This is a genomic window from Bacillus sp. B25(2016b), assembly GCF_001679765.1.
Lineage (GTDB): Bacteria > Bacillota > Bacilli > Bacillales > Bacillaceae_G > Bacillus_A > Bacillus_A thuringiensis_K.
The window spans coordinates 1795795-1817359 of the sequence record NZ_CP016285.1 but is presented as its reverse complement, the minus strand read 5'-3'; the positions used below and the strand labels follow the sequence as shown (position 1 = coordinate 1817359).

The following is a 21565-nucleotide window of genomic DNA, read 5'->3' as shown; positions in this document are numbered from 1 at the left end:
CATTACGAAGTTACTACTTCTAATTTTCTATTTATTAATACTTTCATTTCTTCTTTTAATATCTCTTTTGAATTATGTCCAAACCATTCTAAGGAAGCAAAAAGATCCGTACCTCTCACTTCCTGAATAATCTCATCATAATTTACAATACCTTCAAATAACGGAACCATACCAATACGACTTCCTGCTGCAGCATATACATTATTAGGTTCAAACACATGCAAATAATCCGCTGAAGATATATTCTTAAAATGGTAATGTAGTGTCCACGGCTTTAATCGCTGGAAACTGTCTATTGGATCTGCGCCAGACTCCCATATATGAAGAAAATCAAGATTTATTTTTAAATTCGGATGATTTACTTCTTCTAATAGTTCTATAGTAGAAGGCAATGTGTCCGTTAGTGTATTGGGATGTGTTTCTAACAGCACATACATATTGTGCTGAGCAAACACATCACAAATCTTACGTATTCGCTTCACATACTCTTTTCTCTCTTGTTCCGAGAAGTCATTGCTCCCTTTTTGCCCAGCAAACGTGCGAATTTTATTCGTATTAAACCAATTAGCTAGTACTACAAGTTGTCCACTTTTCTCTATCGTTTTTTCAAAATCTGCTGATAACGATATATCTAAGTAATCACTTATCATCGTAATTTCTAAGTTTTTATCCTTTAGAAAATTCAATTCTCGTTCTGTCGTTTCACGTTCTTGCATGTACAAATTTTGTGCATGCGTCCCCCATAATTCAATTCCTTCAAAACCGTTTTCATATGCAAATTGAACAATATCAGTAAATGAAATTAATTGATGACGAAATGAAATGGTACATAGCGAATATTTCATAGTATTAAACTCCCCTATCTTAAATTCAGTTAGCTTATTAAAGAGTTGCGACAGATTGATTTGTTTTCATACCTTTCCATGATAGAAACTGTCTCTCTAATTCCTTCTTAATTTGCAGTTCAATTGCATTCATTTCATCCAGTTTTTCAATAATCGATACTAGCATACCTTTATTATTCGTCATTGCCATTTTAATTGCACGATACTGTACATTTGTAAATCCTTGTACAATATCCTCTACCCGATCACACCAATAATCAAATTCTTGCTCCGAATATTGCAACGTTTCACGGAAGTATGCAAAGGCATGCTCATAACTATATTTACGAATTGCAAGTACTGGTATTTGTTTTACTGCTGCTACAAGTCCAGAAAGCGCATATCCTTCTTCCTCATTTGCCATTTTTACAATTAAATTTTTCAGTTCCATAGTCAGTTCATTGTCGTTCTTTTTGAATGTTTCTGTGAAATAATTAGCTACTGTTTCTTGCGTTGGCTCCCCAATTCCTTCTATATCAATGAAATAACCTCCACCAAATGGGTTATCTTGAATAGAGTGAAGTACTTTTTCTCTTTCCATATTTCCTTCCCAACGAAAATCAGGATCTAGCATGAACCACTCTTCTTCTTTCTCTGTTTTTGATATCATTAAATAATGAGGAAACGGTTTTTGATGAAATTTATTTTCCCTCTCTGGTAATAGAGACATATCAACCATTACAATGACATAACGATTTTCCGGCTTGTTTTCTACTAATTCTAAAAACGTTTCTACATTGCTATCTTTATCTTTTGCATGATCATACCATTCGTTTACTTTAATACCGTACAATTTTTCAAACCAAAGTAAATAATGATCATGGTTAATGTTTTCAGAGTGATATGAAATAATTCCGCCTTCTGTTATATCAAAATCTCCATCCCATAGTCCAAAATAAAATGGACGAAAATCAATGTCGCTACGCCTTTTTATAATTTCACAAAAACAACTCACTAAACAGTGCACTTTAATTGAAGTCATACTCTCATCCACTTTCCTAAAGGTTAGTTATTCACATTTACTTCCTGTAACGGCTGTAACTCCTCCATAAAATCAAGCAAAGATCCTACAGTAAGAAATGCCTTTGGATCTACCTCATCCTCTGGAACGCATAACTTTACATCCATTTCTATGTATACAATAAGCTGTAACATCATTACCGAATCTATATATAAATCTTGATTTAAGCGCATCGTTTCTTCTAAATGCGTTACATTTTTCAGTTCCATTTTTTCTATCATAATTTTTAATACGGCATTCTTTAACGCTTCCCGTCTCATGTTGTAACCTCTCCCATCTCTAGTAACTTTCTACTTACTTTTCCAGTTTTATTTTTAGGAATTTCATTTACACTTTCAATTTCATGCGGAACTTTATAAGAAGGTAAGTGCCGAATACACCATTCTCTTATTTGTACTGGATCAACATGAGAGATCACTTTCGCTTTAACTATTTCGCCCATCACAGGATGTTTCCCACGATATACAATTGCCTCTTGAACACCTTCCAATCGAAGCATCGTTTCTTCTACCTCTATAGGAAAGACTTTTAATCCTGAAACATTAATTACATCGTCCATACGCCCCATAAAATGAATGCCACGCTCAGATTTATAACCTAAATCTTTCGTGAAAATTTCCTTATCATTCATTTTCACGACGATTTCTTCCGGTGCATTTTCATCTGAACCTATGCTTATACTCGCATGAGGTAGAGGGTTTCCTAAATCTAAATGGCTCTTCATATCATGACATATACTAATACAACCTGCTTCAGAACAACCGTATTGCTGCATCATATATGTTGTCATTTTTTTTAGTTTATAAAATAGTGCTTCTGGCAAAGGCGATCCTGATGTCATAATTTTATGAAACTGGAACGTTCCTAATGGAAAACTCCCCATAATGTGTAACATAAGTGGTACTGCATATATAATATGTTTTTCTGTATTGCGAACTATATTTAATGCGAATTTAGGATTTTTGTTCGTAATGATTACAGGCTTGCTCCCCCTCGTAATTGCTGATAACGTACCACATATTAGTCCGTATGAATGTGAAACAGGAGCCATAACGATTGGCACTTCATCTACTTCACAGTTTAAAGCTTCATTATAGGCAGTAATTTCTGTATCAACTTCCGTCCATGCTCTACGAATCAGTTTCGGTTCTCCCGTAGTTCCCGAACTATATTGCAATAAAGAAGGCTCTTCTAGTAAAAAGTTCTCTACTTCTAATTTTGTAAAATCGCCATATTCTCCATATAAAACTCCTACACAATTTGCACGCTTTGCCATTTCAATAGCCGTTTCGTTTGGCGTATCTTCATGTATAAGTAATACTGATGATTTCTTTTCTTTTAAGAAAAACACAAGCGTAATAATATCGAATGGATCTTTCAGACAAAGTGCAAATCTATTTCCTTCTGCTTCTTGAAATTGTTCCATTTCCTCATAAACTTGTAATCTCAATTCAAAATCACTTTTGCTATACTCTTGTTTATTAATGATTAGCATAATTTCCCCCTGTAACAGCTGATTTTTGTTTCATAAGTTGTCTTACTCTATACAATGGATTTGGAACTTCATGAACAAGCGATTCCACATCCATATATAATCGACGTTTCGTTAATTGTTCAGCATAGAATGTAGGTGCATATAATTGAATATTTTCAAATCTACCTTTCAAATGTGGATATATTCTTAAATGATTTTCAATTTCTTCAACAACCATCATCCAAAAATGTTCTTCTTTCAATCCATATTCATCCGCAAGTACGAATGCTAATTCTCCTAAATTAAACAGGAATAGTGCATCTAACACCATCTCTTGCAAACATTCAATGCCATCCATTTCAAAGAAATCATTCATTTTTCCATTCGCATATGTTTTATGCATTTTAGTAAAGTCGGGACATTTGTCAACTTCTTTCAAATATGGACGATAAAACTCAAGCCCTTCATGAAAATCCTTTAACGCAATACGAACAGGCACCCCTTCTTTATGAACTAGAATCATATTTTGTCCATGTGATTCCAGTGCGATGCCATGCTCTACAACAAGATGTATAACTGGTATTATCGCTTTTTGAATAAGTAATTGTAGCCAATCCTTCATTCCATATTTATTCAACCACGCATCAATAATTGGTGTACCATCTTTCTCTTTAGCGTATAAACCATTAAAAGGAATTGCATCCTCTTGTGCATCTAAATACTTATGAACGCTTTCGCGCCAAATACATCCTAATGAACCATATATAGCTTTCTTATTCGTGTCATACGTTACACTTGAAAACTCACTTAACAAGATTAAACGTGCTTCATCCATTAAATAGGCGTCATTACTTACAACATCATTTAACCAATTTGATATTACTGGTGCACTCACAACAGAGTATGGTTTCAGCGTACGAAGTGTTGAAGTGTTGAGTAAATTCATCGATAACTTAACGTACGGTTTCTTTGGACTACTAATATTTCTTAACGTTCTCATTGACTGTTGCGCGCAATAATCGTCCTCTGATGTTCCTAAATAAATAATAAATTTACCCTGTATATGATCCGCATAATTTGAAATGATGAAATTCTCCCACTGCCATGGGTGAACAGGTATAAACACGTACTGTTTTGGATTACATCCCTTATTACGAATTCGTTCCATAAACTCTTCTAATTTACGATCGCCAATCTCCTCTTTTAAAAGGTTGTTATACATCACTTCATTCTCATAACCTACAGCCGCATAATTCTTATGCGCTGCAATCCATATGAGTTTTATTGGCTGCATAAATTCATAACCATATTGAAAATTGTCACGATATTGAAATCCAACACGTGCTTTATAACTAGGGTGATATGGATGGCCGTCTATTAATTGACTTTCAAACTCATCGTAAGATTTTTGAGTGTATTCTCTCTTATTATTTCTTTTATATTGTGCAATCGTGTCTTTAAATATTGTTTGTTCTAATTCGTGCATAAAAGAATCTAATTTAGCTTGTTCTACACTAGTAACCCGAAAAACTTCTTCTAGAAATTGCGAGACAGATTGTATTTCTTGCTGTTCATCTTGGACTCTTACTATTAATGAGTCTAACGAAATACGTCCAAATGTCATCCGTTCCCTGCCATAGCATTTGTACGTGACACTTTTGTCTTCTTCATCATGTCCTTGTATTATAAAAAGAATTTGTTCTTCTTTTTCTATGCGAACCGGTGTAATAATCCCCTCATAAATTAACGATTCTACTAATTGACGTAGCACTCTTCTTCGTACTGAAATGTAATCTTCTGATTCGAGCGCCTTCAATACTTTCGTATGATACATGTCCACTCTCATAAAACCCTCCACCTTATGACAAAATACCATTATTTGTATTACGTGAAATTTTAACTCTATTTATGAACGAACAGCCACTTCTCTAACGAGTGGATTATGTACTTGCACATAGATTGCTTGCTCTAATGGATTACTTAACTCATCGACATCGAAAAATCTCGTTAGTAAATTTGCTTTACACGCTAACTTATCTTCGTCCAATAATTCTCTTAAAAATGTAGAAGGTTCCCGGTTATATGGAAGGAATGATTCAAGTACAGACCTTAATTCCGAAAGAAGAATTTCCTCCTTAATTAATCCTGCTGTGCCAAAACCATTAATGAGGCCAAACATATGATTGAAAATTAAGTAGTAACGAAATCTCTCATCCACAATATAGTCGTCATATAAATTTCCAGTACGTTCTCCAATACCAGCTAATTCATTATTAAGCATCTCTTTCATTGAATTACAGAAATAAAATCCTTGATTATCACGGAAATAATATTTGACCGGATAACCATCTTTTAGCTGAACAACACTATTTTGCTGATGAGCTTCTAATGCAACACCATACTGTAAATACATCCATACCATTGGCTTTAAAGAAATATTCATATATCGTCTAAACCACTCTAAGCTTACTTCTTCACAGCTTTTACTTTCTAAATCTGCTAGACGATGAATAATATTCGATAACCGCGTACGCTCTCCAGGTATAGCGTCTTGAACTAGTCCAGCAATTAATGTTGCGTCATTTGCATGTTCACTATAAAAAGGGTTCTCGCGAATAATCACTTCAAATCCAGATTCTTGTGTTCCATAATTTAATGTAATAAAGGCTGGATCACAAATAAAATCAAATCCTGGAAATCTTTCTCGTACTTCACCAATAGCCGTATTTAACATTTCCTTCCCTTCAAGACCACTCTCAAGTTCTTTCAGTTTATTAATACGCATTGAATTCGTTACTTTCACCGGAAATGAAAACTTAAGCATATACTTCGAATCGGGATGATATAGCGTCCTTAGTGATGATGTTGCCATATAATACTTACCTACAGGACCAATATACTCAAGCAATTCTTGAACTATCCAATCTTGTACGTAAGCTTGATGCAAGAGCCATTCTGCCTGAAGCGGATGAATTGGAATTAATGCATATTGATCTTCCTTACAGTACTTCGCTATAAATTCCTTACTAACCATCTCATCATTACTTAATTCTTCTTTTATAATCATTGTTGTAGAATCTGATAATAATGATTTTTCATTTACTATACTTTTATGTGCCCGAAAATAATGAAGCTGACATTCTCCTTTTAATTCTGGAGAATACATTGCACTTTTCCAATCCAATATCCCCTGTCTACTCTTTGGTGTAGGATGAGTTAAATGCCCAAATAATAAAGATTGCTCCGCTTCTATAAAAGTTGTATGAAAACCGTATAATGCGGATGTATCTTCTATTCTCTCTCTTGTAAATTCCTCAATATTTTGACAACTACGGATAACTCGAAGCATAAGTTCCGCAGGATTCGTTCCTTCTCCGTAGTTGATAGACATCTCTTTTATTAAAAACGTAATAACTGTAACGTAATCTGCTGTAATAACAGAATTACTATCTCCAATTTGATAATAAAATTGTTCTCCAAACAAATGGCGATCTGTTGATGATTTATATATAACTTCTCCATACAAAGTAACGTTCTGTGCCGATAGCCGACAACATAAATATGTGGGGACTGTATCTCTATTCAACGTATTACTGAAGATACTTTTCATTCTTTCATCCTCTGTAATCCATTCTCCACTCCCTGTTTCTCTTAAATAACAGTTTAAAAAGCTTTGTAATGTTGCATGTTCTGCGATTTGTTTCGCATGCTGCATGTTGGTCCTCCTCTTTATATTAACGCTATGAGAATTTCATATTACAATTGATAATTGAACATCGTTATCAATTATGATTCTAATTGATAATGATATTCAATTCAAGAGTATATTTCAGAATTTTTTTATGAAATTAAATTTTTCTTTTTTTCTTTCTTTTCTTTAATCTAGTTAAAAGTACACTAGAAAAATTCTTGCCTTCAAACTAATTACCTACTATTTTTTATTAATCCATTTTTTGATGGATTAATAAAAAGGTACACCAAATGAGGTATACCTTTCCCTACGATATATTTACATAATATTATTATATGTATCAATCTATATAGCTGTTTGTTTTTGTAACAAATTCAAATCTCTCCAACAATACGCTGTTTCTTCTCTCCTTACTCTCTCTAAAAATTTCGTATCAATTTTTTCAGGGTTAAATTTTTCATAAAACTTTTTAGAAGGATTATTCGTAACAATCCAAACTAAAAGTGATTGCATATTATTGTTTATACAATCCGATAATAAAGCTTGAAATAACTTTTGTCCTATTTTCATTCCTTGATACTCTTGTAAAAGGTAGATTGCATATAATTCTCCATCACAATTATATGTGCCAGTTCTTTCTACTCCCCCATCGATGAATCCAACTATTTCTCCACTTAAATTCTCTGCTACAAATCTAAATTGATGATTACCTTCTTTTTGAAAAATATCTTCCCATTGTTTTTCTCGTTTCTCATATGCTATATTATCTAGAATTTCGTCAGCAAATATACCTTTATAAGTTGTTTTCCAACTATCAACATGCACCTTTGCTATACCTGGTATATCATCCTTTATTGCTCTTCTAATATGTATTCCCATCATTTCTCCCCCTTGTTACTCATCATTATATCAATTTCATTCCTTAAAAATCCAAATAAAAAAGAGTGAATTCACTTCACTCTTTTTTATCACAATTATCTACTTTCCACTTCAACTGAAACTACTCGATCAATCTCTTTCAGGGAACTATATAACTCTGTTGTATATAAATCTTCTGGAGCTAAAATAACCATCTCTAGTTGCTGAAATGCTCCACTATCTATATCTTTAATTTTCACGCGTTTCACATGCATGCCTAAATTTTTAATTTGCTTAAATATACCATCTAACTCATGATGCTCTTTAACAGTAATTTTTATAGATAAATCCTTTTGTCTTAATGAATACGGTCCTGCAATTTTCACAAGTTGCGGAAGTACATTAATCGCTAAAATAATTAAAACCATAGCAACTGTCGCTTGTAAATAAAATCCCGCACCAATTGCGATTCCTAAAGCTGAAGCAGCCCACACCATAGAAGCTGTTGTTAATCCAGAAATAACGTCATTGCTTCTTCGTAAAATGACACCTGCGCCAAGAAAACCAATTCCACTAACAATTTGAGCAGCCAGTCGCATCGGATCCATATTTGTATGTCCTGGAACAGAATATACATGCACAGATTCAATTGAAACCATCGTAATTAAACAACTTGCTACAGAAATAACCATACTTGTTTTCACACCAAGTGGTTTATTCTTTAGCTGCCTATCTATCCCGATGAATAATCCTAAAAAGAGTGCTAAACCTAATTTGAGTAAAAATTCATATGACATATTTCCATTCTCCTTACTTTACAATGTTTCCCTTAGAATAACTCACTATAACTCTTTTATGATATCAATTCCAGTCTTTTCTATTCATTTAACGTAAAAAAACCGAAAAAACATTTATAACGATGTTTCTCCGGCTTTTTATTACACTTTAGATTCTTCTTTATTTCTGATCTTTAATCTTAATTTCTGCACCTTTGTAGAATGCTAATTTACTGTCATTATACTCCTTTGTAAATTTGTTAAACTGCTCTTTCGACTTTTGTGTTTCCACATTTAATTCATTAACAGTTTTAACTCTTTCACCGATTTCTTTTAATTTCGTTTCTTTTACTTTTAATTTTTCATACAGTTCTTTTTCAGTCGCTAACACTTTCGTGTAATTTTCATTCATTTTTTGGAATGCATCATAACGATTCTTATACGACTCTTCTACTGCTTTTGCTTGTTTTTGTAACTTCTTATCTTCAATCTTCTCTATATTACTTTGAACAGATTTCGTTTCCTTCTGTGCTTTTTCTAGCATTTCTTTCTCACTTTTTAATACTTTTTCACGATCATCTACATTTGCAGTAGCTTGCTCTATTTTCTTCACAACTGCTTCATTATGATCTTTACCTTCTTGCAAAATTTGAGCATATAATTCTTGTCCTTTTTTCTCTAACTGCTCTAATTTTTTTGCTTCATCCACTAAAGATTTTTCTTGTGTTGCTGCTGTTTCAAAAGCTGTATATAGATTTTCTTCTGGCTTTTCACCGAAACAACCTGTTAAAAGTCCTACTGATAATGCTCCAACTACTGCTACTTTTCCATACTTCAACGTTCATTCCTCCATTACATACGGTTATCATGCCAAAAGTTCACTGGGAAGTGACTCTCTTCATGATAAGCTTCAAACTCATAACCTTTTTCTTTTAGTCCCTTTAAAATTGCTGGCACAGCAGCAACTGATTGCGGGTGAATATCATGCATTAAAATAACTTCTTGTGGTTTTGTTGCATTTGTTAATACGTTTTGAGCAATTTGTGCTGCAGCTGCATCAACTGGCATTTTATTGTATTTCCAATCTAATGAATCAATTGTCCAATCCCATACTTTAAATCCGCCTTCTACCACTTTATTTCGAAGACCTTCATTCAATCCAGGCATCGAACCATACGGAGGACGTGTTAATTTAGGTGATTTCCCAATAATATTAGCGATTAAACCTTGATCTTCTTTCATCTCATTTACATACTCGCCATTTTTATATAACTTTGCGAAATTATGTGTCATACTATGCATGCCTACATAATGACCCTCAGCATTTTCACGTTTCACTAAATCAGGAAATTCTTTTACATTTGCTCCAATTAAAAAGAACGTTGCCTTCGCATCATGTTGTTTTAGCGTATTTAATAATTCGGCCGTATATTTCCCTGGGCCATCGTCAAATGTAAGATAAGCAACTTTTCTTTCTTTTCCATTAAAACGACTTGGTGCCGTTTTATTCATTTCAACTTTCGGCTGTTCACTTGCAAGCTGCACTACATTTTCTTGTTTCGCAACAGCTTTTGCTGGTGAAGTAATTGATTGAAACATGTAATACCCAATAGCTACTGCGGCAATCGCTATTAAAACGACTACTATTTGTTTAATTTTTAAAGCTTTTTCCATTCTATCGAATTCCTCTCCCTATTAATCTTATATATAAATCGCCCAATATAATTATACATCTATTTATTTTTATTTCACTATATAAATAGATTTTATTTGTATTATAATGGGAGTTTTATCAAAATTGTTGTTCCTATTCCTTCTTTGCTTGTAACACTAAACGCACCGCCATGAAGCTCTACCATTTTTTTAACGATAGCTAAACCAATACCTGCACCTGCAGCATGATTATTAATTTGGTAAAATGATTGCTCAATATATGGTAAATGTTCTTTAGCAATTCCAATCCCTTCGTCTCTTACCTTAATCACTGCTTGTCCTTCTATTTTAGTCGCTTCAATGTATATTGTACTTTTTTTATGTGAATACTTAATTGCATTTTGAACAATATTCAAGAAAACTTGCTTTAGCCTATTTCGATCTCCCATCAATTCAATTCGGTCTATAGTAGTAATAAATTGAATTTCCTTCTCTTCCGATTTAGGAGTTAATTGCCAAATCGTCTCCTCTAGTATATCGTACAATTGAACCTTTTGTTTATATAAATTAAAATGATTTGATTGTAATCTTGAAAAATCTAGCAATTCTTCTACTAAATGAATCAATCTATCTGTCTCACCTGAAATAATGCCCATACCTTGCTTTATTTCTTCTTCTGTTAAATGATCTACTGTTTTTAACGTCTCACTCCAACCTTTAATTCCTGTTAAAGGCGTTCGTATTTCGTGCGAAATAGAAGCAATGAATTCATTTTTCATCTGCTCAGCCTTATCTATTTTATAGGCCATATAATTTAAACTATGTGCCAAGTCACCTAATTCTCCAGGATAATCTTCTTTAATTTTTTGCTTTAATGTGCCTTCTGCAATTTGTGAAGAGGCCTGAATAATAGATTCAATTGGCTCAACAAATGAATTTGCCAAACGTCTACTAATTAAGAAGACGACTCCCGAAATAACAATACCTACAGAAATAGTAAATGTAATAATTTCAATAATCTTTTTATTTACATTTGTTAAAACAGTCGTATATTTTAAAACACCAATAGTTTGTCCTTGATGTATAAGTGGACTTAGCACCTCTAGTTGTTTTTTATTACCTTTCATAGTAACTTGGTTATACATTTCACCTTCTAATAATGATTGCGGAATATTCACTTTACCTTCTACCTTTTCACCACTTGAAGATTGTATAACCGAGCCATGACGATCAATTAACTGTAATTCTGTTCCTTCTAATTGAAAGCTACTAATTATGTCACCACTATATTCTTGTAATCGAATAAAGTATAGTGAATTGTATTCTGAAAAAAAACGTGTACTCGTTTTTGCATGAGACTCTATATATTGCACAATACCATTATAATAGTATCGATAAATTGAGACTGAAAATACAACTTCAAATAATACAAGCATAAGTGTAATGACCGTCATAAAATATAAAGTCACTTTCCGTTTCATCTTATGCTTTCCTTCCACACATATCCTTTTCCCCACACCGTAAGAATAAATTCAGGTTCTGATGGATTACATTCTATCTTTTGACGTAACCGTCTCATATTTACATCTACTACTTTCGTCTCACCTACGTAATTGGTTCCCCAAATCATATTTAAAATTTCATCACGCGAAACTGGCTTTGAAGCCTGATTCATTAAATACTGTAATATCATATACTCTGTAGGTGTTAAATCGACTAATTGTCCATCTTTATACAATCTTTCTTCTATAATATTTAACGAAAATGGACCTGACGTAACAATATTCGTTTTTTCTTCATGTACTTCTATTCTTCTTAATAAAGACTGTATACGTGCAGTTAATACTACTGGACTAAACGGTTTTGCAATATAATCATCTGCACCTATTCCTAGTCCTTGCACCTTATCTTCATCTTGTACACGTGCGGTTAACATAATAATACCCATTTTTTTATTTTCTTTCCTGATAGCCTTACAAACTTCTAAACCATCAATCCCCGGTAACATTACATCCAGCAGTGCTATATCAACAGTTTGTTCACTCAAAATCTGTAACGCTTCTTCTCCAGTAGTAGCTTCTATTACATAAAATCCAGCACGTTTTAAATTTAAAACAATAAAGCTACGGATCGTTAATTCATCTTCTAAAACTAAAATTTTTGACATAATTCCCACCTCCTACTCTTGTTGATAATCCGCTAGCGGTTTTATATATGCTTTCACTTTTTCAAATTCCGATTGCTTCGGTACTGCATATACGTGAGAAGCCGTTTTAATTGCTGCGCTGTAGCCTTTTATATTGAACCATTCTTTCCGCTTAAAAATATGAACTTCAAGCCATATTTTATTTGTTCTTGTATCCAAAAACTTTTGAGAATTTGATTCTTTTTGCTGATCTGGTATTGTAATTTTCCCTATTAACTCTTTAGGAATTTTCACATAATACCCTTTTTCTATATCTATATATCGTTCTTCAATTGGTTTAATTCCAGATTCACTCCACTGTATGTAACGTTCAAAAAGCGGACTATCACCATGTGATTTATCCTCCCAACCTTTTGGACGTACAGTACGAACAAATTCAATAATGCCGTCTTCATTAACATCTTTACTTTCTACAACATATTCATTAAATAAATCTTCTTTCCCACCTATAGGTAATACTTCATAATGATCCTGATCAAATTTTGCTACATAAGTTATACCTGAATGAGCCCCTGTTCCCGCATCGATTACAACTGCCTTTAATGATTTAGAAATACGGCCCATTTGTATTCTTTGAATACTATTTATATACGGATCAAATGTAACCTCTGACAATACCTTAAACTTTTCAATGAACTGAACCTTCAACTGTTCATCTTTCATATACGAAACAAGGCTTATGTCTTTAAAACTATTTTTGTTTAAATCATCTATAAATAACTTTGTATACTTCTGTCTATAAAATTCCTTTATATCGTCACTCTCATTGGAAAAAACATACATTGTGTTTTCTAATAAATCACGATTGGTAGTTATTCCTATCAATAGTTCTCTTTTTCCACTCCCTGTGAAATCTCCTACCTCAACAATATCTACTTCTTCCCCATCAAATGTATAGGTTGACTTCATATTCCATCCATTATTTTTCTTCTCATATACGGCTAAATATATATGATAATCTTCATTAGGTATTTTATATACGATGACAGCTTCTTTTTTATTATCTCGTTCGAAATTCATTGACCATGTCGTCTGTTTATCTCTATTAGACATTGGAGTAAGTAAGCGATAATTAACAGGTAAATCTTTATCAATTTGTTCCTTTAATTCATTAATCCATTTTTCATTTGTAGGAGCTTCCATTAGACTTGTTGGAGCTTCAGACATTTTACATCCAGTCAATATAAAGATAATTCCCATCATGCTTAACCATTTCTGCATATGATATCTTTCCTTACCACAAATTTTGAATATGTCTTTTACTTTTTTACCTATCCATTATACTCATACATATAAGTATAATTTTTCTAAACTAAAAAATCGTTACAGAAAAGTTACAAATACATTCCAAAAAAAAGATTGGCAAAAGCCAATCTTTTTTTATTATTCGTTTCGGACTGATTTTGGCGTTACACCTAAATGATCATTTAATTTTTTTGAAATATCTTTTACATTTTTTTCATTTGGAATGTAATAATAAATACCACCGATACGTTTATCTGTACCTTCTATTTGCAATTTTTCCATTTCCAAATTAGATCCTGCCATATTTTTTGTAATGGCAAGCATATCGTCAAATGTTAAGTTCGTTTTCATATTTTTATCAACCGCATCTAGTAAAGAGCCCATTTTGCTAATTGATTGAACAGACATCGCTTTTTTGGCAATTGCTTCTATTACAAGTTGCTGTCTCTGTCCACGCATTGCGTCACTATCAATTTTACGCGTTCTTGCAAGTGCAAGAGCTTGTTCTCCATTTAAATGTTGGTAACCTTTTTCTAAATGGATCATACCAGCTTGGTCTTTACTATCTTGTTCAGTGAAAGTAACTGGTACATCAATATCAATACCACCAATTGAATCGACAATTTGTACGAATGATTCAAAGTTAAACTTCACATAATAATCAACAGGTACATTCAAAAATCTTTCCACCGTATCGCGTGTGCTTTCTACGCCACCAAATACGTGAGCATGAGTAATTTTATCTAATTTTTTTCTAGTTGGAATGTAAACACGTGAATCACGTGGAATACTTACTAGCTTAACAGACTTATCATCTTTATTAATTGTTGCTAATAAAAGTGCATCTGTTCGAACTGCTTCGCCATATTGGCTTTTTCTCATTTCACTTCCATCTACACCCATGATTAATATTGAAATATTATCCTTTAAAGGTTCGACTTCTTTATCACGCTTTGATGACTTATCAATTTTTGCATACGCATCATTTACAACAGCTTTTGCTTTATTATATATAAACGAACCATATCCTACTCCTCCAAAAATAAGTAGGAAAAATGGAATTAATATGAACCATTTTATTGACTTTCTTTTAGAACGCTTTTTATTACTTCTCGTATTTTGTTCTAATTCAGAGCTCATACCCATTCGCCTCTCTTTCTCTTTACCAAGTATAATGTAAGTCTATTTATCTTCATATTGAATTTCCTTTCACTAACCTTACAATTTTGTAAGGTTACTACTTAAACCCAATACGTATTCCATTTCACATTATACTCTCGTACTTATTTTTGGCAAGTCACTATTTACCAATTTCAAAAATTTAGCACTTCGCAACATATAAATTTACAAATTTATTAACTCTTTCATTTTAAATTAGGATGTCTTTTTCTTAACAAACGATATGAATAAAGAATCCAGCTAATTATAAAATCTCTATGAATACAGTATATTTGACGTTATTATTTCTCAAACGGCGTATACACGCTTTTCTTCCCCTGATTATCAATGTAAGCCGACTTTGCTTTTATTTTCGTTTTTTCTACTTCCATGTCTTCATTTGAGAAGTTCACAATGATTTTAATATCTTTTCCATAAGAAACAGATTGTACTAGCTTATCTTCTGACAAATACGCAAAATTCGTCATCTCTTCTTTTACTGCTTTTTCATGAACTTCATTCCAAACTTTTAGATGCTCTGTAATTTCTTTTTTATGCTTATTCCACTCTACTTCATCTAAATGGTACAACGGAGGAACATTATACAATAATTCAGACAGCATTCGATTTCCAACTTCATCTTTTACCTTTAAACTTCCCCATTCCCAATGATGCGTTGTAATAACGGAATCATTGTATACTAATTTATATAATGGTACCGAATATACTGGGTTTAAATATACTTGTTTATATTCTTCTTTCAATGGTACTTGTTTTGCATATTTTTCAGGCACATTTTGATTTGGTGACCAATATCCACCGACATAATACGGACTTGTTTTATTTTTCCGCATATCTTCATCGTCCCATTTAATAACAGGTGTTTCAATTCCATGTGCAAATGCAATCGTACTACTAGCAAAATCATTTCCGCCTTCAGAACCAACGACCATACCCTTTTCTTGCGCAATGTAGTCCATTCGTTTTAAACGTGCTTTTAAATCTTGCTCTTGCGTCGTTATATGTTTCGCTGAATAGTCATCGTAAATTTCACCTGTCGCATCACAATCAATAAACCATGAATTATATTTAGGACCATTTTGTAATATATCATTCATGCGTTCCTTTACACTAGGCAGCGATAAAGTCGGATTTAACTTGCGACCTCTTCCTAAAAAGCCTTGCACCTTTTCTCCGTTTTTCTTCGTTACAGTAGCCTCTTCATATAATGACGGGTCATTAAAGGATGCTGTGTTCCAATTTTTATCACTTTTTTCGTGAATGGAATGATACGAATCATACGGACCAACTAAATACCCCATTTCCTTAGCTTTTGTCACGAAATTAGGTTGCATAAATCCTTGTTCCCAGTTCGGCAGACCAATCCACGCTTTTTCTATTCCTGCCTCTTTCATTTCCTTTAATATATCCGTTCCATCTGCATTACCCCATTTACTTACCTCTTCAACCGCATCACCAAGTAGCGACTTTAATAAATGCTTATTTAAGCTATACAATTCTGTATTCGTTAAGTGACCTACACCTTTCTTTAATAGCACACTAGCTTCCTGATTAACGTTTTGAAAAATATCCTCTTTATAAAATTCCTTCATCGATAATACTTCGTTTATATAACGTAAAATAACATTTTTTTGATACTTATCAATGAAATCTTGTTTACTTACTTGATCCAATACATTCAGTTCCCCAGGCTCGGAACTATTCTTTTGAATAAGTTCTTTTATATGACTAAACAGCGGGCTATTTATTTGCTCCCTTAGTTTTGGCCAATTTATATTATTTTCTAATAAACCATTTTGATTCCAAAAATAAAAATGCGCCGCTCCATATAACTTTTCGATTTCTTTATTTTTTCTAGCCTTTTCTTGTAATGTTTTAAATTCACCTTTTCGAACAATATCATCCTTATACAGTTTAGCAATGCTTACCGCATCATTATTTGTCACATATAATTGAAATCCATATGTTTTATTTTTATTTATGCTCGGAAATTCATGTGTAAAATCAAATCCTATTTTCGGATCCGAATGAAATTTCAATTCATTATTAAACATATTTGTTGCAATATATACAATTGAATATTTCGAACCATTTAATGCGAAAAACTTCATAGAAAATGATTCAGCAAATGAATATGCATCATCCTTTAAAAACTTCTTCCAATTCTCATCATTGCTCGGAATTTGCTTACCCTCCCATAACGGAAGTGTATAATTTTCAGCTTCTACTTTCGGCCATGTAAAGCTTTCTGCACCAGTCGATTCCACTTCAATGTTTAAGTGGTCTTTTTTCTTTTCTAATTTTATTTTTACTTTTTGATCTGGATATTCCCACGATGTACGATCCTTTTCTTTTTTTACATTCGATACCTTCATTTTCGGTAGGGGTTGTGATGCCTGTTCCTTTACCCCCTCATGTTCTACAGTTAATGTGAATGTTTCTGGATTTACATCATAAGTAAAATCTTTATACGTCGCTTTCTTTATTTTAGACTCTTGTACAGCATTACTACCTTTTACGTCACAACCGACTAAAGTCGAAAACGACATAGTTGTAAGAAGACATATCGCTATCATTTTTTTCATCCTCTGCACCTCCACCAATGAATATACAGATGCTTTGTTACAGGAATGTGGCAAAAAATAACAGAGCTAGCATTTTGCTAGCTCTGTTTGGAGTATTAAAAGTTGATATGAACAACTATAATTCGCTTAGAAGATATGTAATACAGTAACTGCATTTTTTCTCAACAATTATGAAACTAAACAAATCAAAATTTTAACAAGCATTCTTCAACTGAAAAAATAAGTGTATACAATGTATCCTAAAAGTAGTACTAAAATGATTATTCCTGTACCTTTCCAATTCATACCGCCTGCTATATCAACTGGACTACCCGTTTCCGCCCTATTGAGTCCGTCACGTAAAGAACCCGTAGGATTACTTTTTAATTCACTTTGTCTCATACGCTCTCTTTTTTCTTCTGGTGACTCTTTATTCATTTAATCACCTCCAAAATGAATGCACTCTTTACTTACATTATTCAAAATCAACATTTGTTTTATATTTTTTCCGAAAAAACCTAATTTAAAATAGGTTTGCAACGTAAAGAAAGCTAGCCATGCCAGCTTTCTTTACGTTCCAATATGCTCTTCCTTATTTACAATAATACCTTTATGGTCGATTTCAAGCTCACATACTTTCATATCTGTAAATACTCTCGCTAATTGCTCAGCGATTTCTTGACGTTTCTCATATGGCGTTAATATAAAAATAGATGGCCCCGCACCGCTAAGTGCTGTGCCGTACGCACCAAATTCTTTTGCGCATTTACGAATAGATGGTAATAATGGTACGAGTTCTAAACGATATGGTTCGTGAAAATGGTCTCTCTCCATCATTTCACCTACAACTTCCCACCGCTTTTGACATAATGCAGCTACTAATACGTTACTTATCGCACTAGCTTTAACTGCCTCATGAAACGGAAACATCTTTGGTAATACAGATCGACTTTCATCTGTATTTAATTCTGCATTCGGAATGAGAGAAATTACACCCAATTCCTTGCTCTCAATTCTTACGACGGAAACATCCTTTCCATCAAGTGCTCCAATTACAGTTCCACCTAATATAGAAGCAGCAACATTATCAGGATGTCCTTCAAAATTTGTAGCAATTTGAACTTTTTGATCAGCAGTTAAGTTCAAATTGCCTAGTTGATTCGCAAGCTCTATCCCGGCTACAATTGCTGATGCACTACTTCCTAGCCCTCTCGTTAATGGGATATTACTAGTAACTTCTATTATATGGGGTGATATAGAAGGACATACTTTACATGCCGTGCTAACGATTAAATTTTTATCGTCTGTCGGAATTGATTCTTCAAAGGAATGGATTACTTGCCATTTATCAGCTTTTTCTTTAACCACCACATCTAAATACAATGACAAAGCTATTCCAACTGAATCAAATCCAGGACCAACATTCGCCGTACTAGCAGAGACACGAACGCTAAATGGTATCACGACATAATCACCCCTTTAATATGATCTTTAATTTGTTCTATATCATTTGACACACTTGCGATGTCTAGTTGATTTGAAGAAATAGCGATATCAGGATCCTTCAAACCATTTCCAGTTAATACTGCAACAACTGTTTCTCCCTTTTTGATTTTTCCAGATTCAACATGTTTAATTACGCCGGCTAATGAAGCATTTGATCCCGGTTCAGCGAAAACTCCTTCAGTTTTTGCCAATAACCTATACGCATGTAAAATTTCTTCATCTGATACCATATCTATTTCACCGTGAGACTGCTCAGCAGCATCTACTGCGTATGACCAACTTGCCGGGTTACCGATTCGAATCGCTGTTGCAATTGTTTCAGGCTCTTCAATTACATGCCCTTTTACAATTGCAGCTGCTCCTTCCGCTTCAAAGCCATGAATTCTTGGCTTCTTATAACCTTTTTCTTTCTCATATTCACAGAAACCTTTCCAATATGCTGTAATATTTCCTGCGTTCCCAACAGGGATAGCTAGAACATCTGGTGCATTTTGCAATTGGTCACAAATTTCAAATGCTGCCGTTTTTTGCCCTTCAATTCGATAAGGATTTACTGAGTTTACTAACGTAATTGGCTCTTCTGCAGCAATATTTCTTACAGCCTTAAGTGCATCATCGAAATTCCCTTCTATTGAAATGATTTCAGCACCATAGGCAACTGCTTGTGCTAATTTTCCATGTGCAATCTTTCCTTCCGGTATTACGATAATGCATTTCATCCCAAGACGTGCCGCATATGCTGCAGCTGATGCTGATGTATTACCTGTTGATGCACAAATGATTGCTTCTGAACCTTCTTCTTTCGCCTTAGCAACTGCCATGACCATGCCACGATCTTTAAAAGAACCTGTCGGATTCGCTCCTTCGTACTTACCATATAGCTGAATCCCTAATTGTTTTGATATATTTAATAATGGAATAAGTGGTGTGTTTCCTTCCATTAAGCTGACATCAGGTGTATTTTCATTCACCGGTAAATAAGACGCATACTGTTTTAATAGTCCTTTATACATATTGTTTTTCCTCCTCAATAATGTAGTAACTGTTTATTTCACTTGCGACAGCTTCTATCGCTTCTAAAACTCGTTCGAATTGATACTTGGAAGTTCGATGTGTCACAACCACGACTTCTGCCAGTTCACGGTTTAAAGGTAATTGAATAACTTCTTTTAAACTTACAGAATAATTAACGAAACATTCTGTTATTTTCTGTAACATCCCAGGCTCATCTCGTAATGAAATACGTAAGAAATATTTCGAAACTACTTCTTCATCACCTTGTAATTCATAAGGAACTGGTTCTTTTAACGCACTTTTATTTTTCGGAACTTGATTCATATTTTTAACGATTGAAATAATATCACTTACTACAGCAGAACCAGTCGGTAACTTCCCAGCTCCGGGTCCATAAAACATTACTTCTCCTACCGCTTGGCCATGAACATACACCGCATTAAATTCATTATTCACATTTGATAATGGATGCTGGCTCGGTAAAAGCGTCGGTTCTACACTTAAATGAATGGCTGGTCCTTGTTTTTCAGCCTTACCAATTAACTTCATAGTAAATCCTAACTTTTCAGCCATTTGTAAATCTTCTTTTTCGACCTTTCGAATCCCTCTTACTTGCACATCATCTAATGAAACATTCATCGAAAAACCTAAGTTTGCAAGAATTGCTACTTTTCTCGCCGCATCTAGTCCATCTACATCTGCTGTCGGATCCGATTCTGCAAAGCCTAATTTTTGTGCTTCCTGTAAAGCCTCTTCATAAGACCATCCATTTTGACTCATTTTTGTTAACATATAATTTGTTGTACCATTTACAATTCCCATTATTTTTTCAATTTGATCTGAAGCTAATCCATCCGTTAATCCTCTTAACACTGGAATACCGCCCGCTACACTCGCTTCGTAACATAAATCACAATCATTATCGTTCGCCAGTTGAAGAAGCTCTGCACCATATACAGCCATTAAATCTTTATTTGCTGTTACGACATGTTTTTTATTTCGTAAAGCCTTAACAATATGCTGTTTTGCTTCTTCAATTCCGCCCATTACCTCTACTACAATATCAATATTTGAATCATTTAGAACTTCATCTGCATGACTTGTTACTGCAATTCCGTCAATACAAACATCGCGTTCTTTTTCCAAATCACGTACAACGACTGTTTTCACTTTCACTTCGTATCCTGTATCAAGAGCGATTTTTTTATAATGTTCTTTCAAAATATGGACAACACCACTTCCGACCGTACCTAAACCTAATACCCCAACATTTATAACGTTATTCATCTTCTAATCTCCTCCTACAATTTTATTATTTATCTCTATCAATCACCTTACTCTGCTTTTTAATCATGCAGGTGGTGGTTATTTCCGTACGTACAAATCGTTCCATGTTACTGCACCTCCTTTCAAAGTAAAAAAACACACCCATCCCTAGGAAAGGGACGAATGTGTTTTCGTGGTTCCACCCTTGTTCCAATCTAGACGTATTTC

The 21565-nt window shown here is 33.7% G+C and carries 19 protein-coding genes; all 19 read right to left on the bottom strand.

From position 1 onward, the window contains the following. Positions 1–2 precede the first annotated feature (2 nt). The 19 genes from BAQ53_RS09310 to BAQ53_RS09220 all read right to left on the bottom strand — a co-directional run bounded on the left by BAQ53_RS09310 (position 3) and on the right by BAQ53_RS09220 (position 21358). On the bottom strand, positions 3–845 hold the full coding sequence (locus BAQ53_RS09310; RefSeq protein ID WP_061884077.1) for a sugar phosphate isomerase/epimerase family protein: 843 nt from the start codon (positions 843–845) through the stop codon (positions 3–5). A gap of 37 nt (positions 846–882) precedes the next feature. Then, positions 883–1866, bottom strand: coding sequence for a DUF6005 family protein (locus BAQ53_RS09305; protein WP_000200703.1), 984 nt, complete (start codon positions 1864–1866; stop codon positions 883–885). A 23-nt stretch (positions 1867–1889) separates the two neighbouring features. After that, positions 1890–2165 carry a petrobactin biosynthesis protein AsbD gene (gene asbD / locus BAQ53_RS09300; protein WP_001250562.1) on the bottom strand — a complete coding sequence of 92 codons (276 nt, stop codon included), beginning with the start codon at positions 2163–2165 and terminating at the stop codon, positions 1890–1892. Beyond that, a complete protein-coding gene (locus tag BAQ53_RS09295; protein WP_000905504.1) occupies positions 2162–3400 on the bottom strand; it encodes an AMP-binding protein in 1239 nt (412 codons plus the stop codon). The genes asbD and BAQ53_RS09295 overlap by 4 nt, the downstream gene beginning before the upstream one ends. Further along, entirely contained in the window at positions 3387–5225 is a 1839-nt protein-coding gene (locus tag BAQ53_RS09290) for an IucA/IucC family protein (protein WP_208906792.1), read from the bottom strand. The genes BAQ53_RS09295 and BAQ53_RS09290 overlap by 14 nt, the downstream gene beginning before the upstream one ends. A 60-nt stretch (positions 5226–5285) precedes the next feature. Then, positions 5286–7094, bottom strand: coding sequence for an IucA/IucC family protein (locus BAQ53_RS09285; protein WP_208906790.1), 1809 nt, complete (start codon positions 7092–7094; stop codon positions 5286–5288). A gap of 321 nt (positions 7095–7415) precedes the next feature. After that, complete coding sequence (locus tag BAQ53_RS09280; protein WP_003300898.1) at positions 7416–7952, bottom strand: GNAT family N-acetyltransferase; 537 nt, start codon at positions 7950–7952, stop codon at positions 7416–7418. Positions 7953–8044: 92 nt separating this feature from the next. Continuing rightward, positions 8045–8725, bottom strand: coding sequence for an MgtC/SapB family protein (locus BAQ53_RS09275; protein ID WP_000119510.1), 681 nt, complete (start codon positions 8723–8725; stop codon positions 8045–8047). Positions 8726–8885: 160 nt separating this feature from the next. After that, the gene (locus tag BAQ53_RS09270) at positions 8886–9542 is read right to left on the bottom strand and encodes a YkyA family protein (RefSeq protein WP_074594072.1); all 657 of its coding nucleotides are present in this window, start codon (positions 9540–9542) and stop codon (positions 8886–8888) included. 14 nt (positions 9543–9556) lie between these two features. Next, positions 9557–10378: a peptidoglycan-N-acetylglucosamine deacetylase gene (locus BAQ53_RS09265; RefSeq protein WP_000409482.1), complete on the bottom strand. Its 822-nt coding sequence runs from the start codon at positions 10376–10378 to the stop codon at positions 9557–9559. Positions 10379–10479: 101 nt separating this feature from the next. After that, positions 10480–11838 (bottom strand): sensor histidine kinase, encoded by a 1359-nt coding sequence (locus tag BAQ53_RS09260; RefSeq protein WP_061884075.1) that lies wholly within the window; start codon positions 11836–11838, stop codon positions 10480–10482. Next, entirely contained in the window at positions 11835–12524 is a 690-nt protein-coding gene (locus BAQ53_RS09255) for a response regulator transcription factor (RefSeq protein WP_000036070.1), read from the bottom strand. The genes BAQ53_RS09260 and BAQ53_RS09255 overlap by 4 nt, the downstream gene beginning before the upstream one ends. 12 nt (positions 12525–12536) lie before the next feature. After that, complete coding sequence (locus BAQ53_RS09250; RefSeq protein ID WP_208906788.1) at positions 12537–13784, bottom strand: hypothetical protein; 1248 nt, start codon at positions 13782–13784, stop codon at positions 12537–12539. A 162-nt stretch (positions 13785–13946) separates the two neighbouring features. Continuing rightward, on the bottom strand, positions 13947–14948 hold the full coding sequence (locus BAQ53_RS09245) for an LCP family protein (protein ID WP_002163948.1): 1002 nt from the start codon (positions 14946–14948) through the stop codon (positions 13947–13949). Positions 14949–15268: 320 nt separating this feature from the next. After that, positions 15269–17572 (bottom strand): glycoside hydrolase, encoded by a 2304-nt coding sequence (locus tag BAQ53_RS09240; protein ID WP_000738156.1) that lies wholly within the window; start codon positions 17570–17572, stop codon positions 15269–15271. 207 nt (positions 17573–17779) lie between these two features. After that, positions 17780–17989: a DUF6366 family protein gene (locus BAQ53_RS09235; protein ID WP_001031483.1), complete on the bottom strand. Its 210-nt coding sequence runs from the start codon at positions 17987–17989 to the stop codon at positions 17780–17782. A 132-nt stretch (positions 17990–18121) separates the two neighbouring features. Next, positions 18122–19015 (bottom strand): homoserine kinase, encoded by an 894-nt coding sequence (gene thrB / locus BAQ53_RS09230; protein ID WP_151522704.1) that lies wholly within the window; start codon positions 19013–19015, stop codon positions 18122–18124. Continuing rightward, the gene (thrC, locus tag BAQ53_RS09225) at positions 19012–20070 is read right to left on the bottom strand and encodes a threonine synthase (protein WP_208906786.1); all 1059 of its coding nucleotides are present in this window, start codon (positions 20068–20070) and stop codon (positions 19012–19014) included. Before thrC ends, thrB begins: the two co-directional genes overlap by 4 nt. Next, the gene (locus BAQ53_RS09220; protein ID WP_001066901.1) at positions 20063–21358 is read right to left on the bottom strand and encodes a homoserine dehydrogenase; all 1296 of its coding nucleotides are present in this window, start codon (positions 21356–21358) and stop codon (positions 20063–20065) included. The genes thrC and BAQ53_RS09220 overlap by 8 nt, the downstream gene beginning before the upstream one ends. Between the last annotated feature and the right edge of the window lie 207 nt (positions 21359–21565).